The sequence below is a fragment of the Intrasporangium chromatireducens Q5-1 genome, assembly GCF_000576575.1.
In the GTDB taxonomy this organism is placed as follows: Bacteria; Actinomycetota; Actinomycetes; order Actinomycetales; family Dermatophilaceae; genus Intrasporangium_A; species Intrasporangium_A chromatireducens.
This window is the reverse complement of record NZ_AWQS01000409.1, coordinates 1-2,183: the sequence shown is the minus strand read 5'-3', so window position 1 is coordinate 2,183 and position 2,183 is coordinate 1. Positions and strand designations below refer to the sequence as shown.

The following is a 2,183-nucleotide window of genomic DNA, read 5'->3' as shown; positions in this document are numbered from 1 at the left end:
CGCCGGCCCGGTGCAGGACCGGCGGCGACGCGATCGAGGCGATGGTGGACCTTCGCTCAGGCGTGACCCATGCCGTGGCCCACGTGGACGAACCCGGCGTGGTCGACCATCTGGGTCAGCCAGACGACGAGGATCGAGCCCATGAACACGGCGAGGAGAACCTCGGCGACGGCGGCCTCCGCGAAGGCAAGGGCAGCGACGCCGAGGGCGAGCGAGACGACGGCAATCGTCAGCTCGACCTTGCCTGCGGCGTCGAAGCGCTCACCAGCGCCGAGGACGAGGTATGCGGCGGCACCCAGGACCAAGCCGATCCCGGCCATCCCGCGGGCATCCTGCACGAACGGCATCTCGCCCCTCATCAGGTAGCCGACGTACGGGACCGCGATGGCGGCAACGAGAACGGTGGCAATGAGGTCTCGGAGCTTCAGTTTCATGGTGTGCACCTCCTTCCTGGCTCAACCGTCCTCCGGGCCGGGGGACCCGCACAGGGCCGTAGGTCCCGCGGTCTTGGGTGGCCGCACGCACGGGTGGGTAGGGACGGGTGAGGTGCGGAAGGACCGTGCCGGCCCACGACGAGAGGACCAGTGATGGCGTCATCGAGCAAGACCACGACGGACCACGACGAGATTCGCAGCTGGGTCGAGGAGCACGACGGCAAGCCAGCGACGGTGCGGGACACGACCGCGGGCGGCGAGCCGGGGGTGCTCCGGATCGACTTCCCGGGCGGCGCAGGCTCGGACGAGCTCGAGGAGATCAGCTGGGACGACTGGTTCGCCAAGTTCGACGAGAACAAGCTCGCCTTCCTCTACCAGGAGCACAAGGCGTCCGGCGAGGACAGCACCTTCTTCAAGCTCGTCTCACGCTGAGGCGCAGCCCTCACTCGGTGGCGGGACCTTCCTCCTCCTGCGACTCGAGGACCTCGGCGTCCGAGTGCTCGGGCTGCTCTCCGCCGGCTTGGAGGTCGTCCTCGCGCGGCGTGGCGGACTGCGCGTCGGACTGGCTCTGGTTGGTGGGTCGGTCGTCGCTCATGGCCGCCACCTACCCGCGCCGCCCCGGCTCAACCAGACGTCCCATGGCAGCCCAGCCGGTGCGCCATGATGAGATCAAGCATCGGTCCCGGGCCGTGACGCCCGGCCACGCGAGGAGGTCGGGACGATGAGCGAGCCCTTCCCGGACGAGGTCCGTGGCATCGTCGTCGGTTGGGACGCGTCGCGGGGCGCCCGCATCGCGCTCGACTGGGCGGCCGAGTCCGCCCTGCGGCAGGGACTGCACCTGACCGTGCTGCACTGCCTGGACCTCTACTGGAGCCCGGGCCTCAGCGCGGTCGACCCGACCGGACGGTATGCCGAAGCGGGCTCTACGGCTGATGTCACGGCGCAGGAGACCGCAGGCGCCGAACCGGACGGCGAGGCGCGACGCAGTCCCGGCGGTGCAGTGCTCCAGGAGGGCGTCGACCGGGCCACGGCGGTCCTCGGGGAGGGCAGGGTGAGCGGCATCCAGGTCCATGGCACCCCCGCGGGGCAGCTCGTCGAGGCGTCCCGGCACGCAGACCTCGTCGTGACCGGCAGCCGCGGGCGGGGACGCCTGCTGTCCGGGCTGCTCGGCTCGACGTCGTATGCCGTCACGGCGCACTCCCGCTGTCCGGCCATCGTGGTCCGCACCCACACGGAGGACGGCCACACCCCGCCTCACCCCGGTCCGGGCTGTCGGGTCGTTGCCGGCATCGACGGGTCGCCCCACTCCGAGCGCTCGCTCGCCCGGGCCGCCGACATCGCGGCCCGCACCGACGCCCCGTTGCACGTGGTGGCGGTGGCGGAGGCGGGCGCGGTGGGGCCGCGGGCCTACTCCGACCCGCGCACCAAGGGACGCCACGACCGTGAGACGCGCAGCCGCGCGAACGACTGGCTCCGGGAGGCCAAGGCCATCCTCGGAGTGACCCAGCCGGCCCTCACGGTCGAGTACGAGGTGCTGTCCGGAGACCCCGGACACGCCCTCGCGGACCTCGGCTTCGACGCCGGGCTGATCGTCGTCGGGTCCCGTGGGCGGGGCGGCTTCGCGGGGCTGCTCCTCGGCTCGGTGAGCCACACCGTGATCCACGAGGCGCTCTGCCCCGTCATGGTCGTGCACTGACGCTCGACCCCAAACGCAAGGGGTATGCCGCTGAGCGGGCGAGCGCTCGCCCG

The 2,183-nt window shown here is 71.9% G+C and carries 4 protein-coding genes; 2 read left to right on the top strand and 2 right to left on the bottom strand.

The window, feature by feature from the left end; genetic code table 11:
* Positions 1–56 precede the first annotated feature (56 nt).
* A complete protein-coding gene (locus tag N864_RS21705; RefSeq protein WP_034722382.1) occupies positions 57–434 on the bottom strand; it encodes a hypothetical protein in 378 nt (125 codons plus the stop codon).
* A gap of 153 nt (positions 435–587) precedes the next feature.
* On the opposite strand from N864_RS21705, the gene N864_RS21700 reads away from it, so the two are divergent.
* On the top strand, positions 588–866 hold the full coding sequence (locus N864_RS21700; protein WP_034722380.1) for a hypothetical protein: 279 nt from the start codon (positions 588–590) through the stop codon (positions 864–866).
* A gap of 10 nt (positions 867–876) precedes the next feature.
* On the opposite strand, the gene N864_RS24915 is transcribed toward N864_RS21700, so the two are convergent.
* Positions 877–1,029, bottom strand: coding sequence for a hypothetical protein (locus tag N864_RS24915; protein WP_155893062.1), 153 nt, complete (start codon positions 1,027–1,029; stop codon positions 877–879).
* 126 nt (positions 1,030–1,155) lie between these two features.
* Between N864_RS24915 and N864_RS21695 the strand changes: the two genes are divergently transcribed.
* Positions 1,156–2,130 (top strand): universal stress protein, encoded by a 975-nt coding sequence (locus N864_RS21695; protein ID WP_034722378.1) that lies wholly within the window; start codon positions 1,156–1,158, stop codon positions 2,128–2,130.
* The last annotated feature ends 53 nt before the right edge of the window (positions 2,131–2,183 follow it).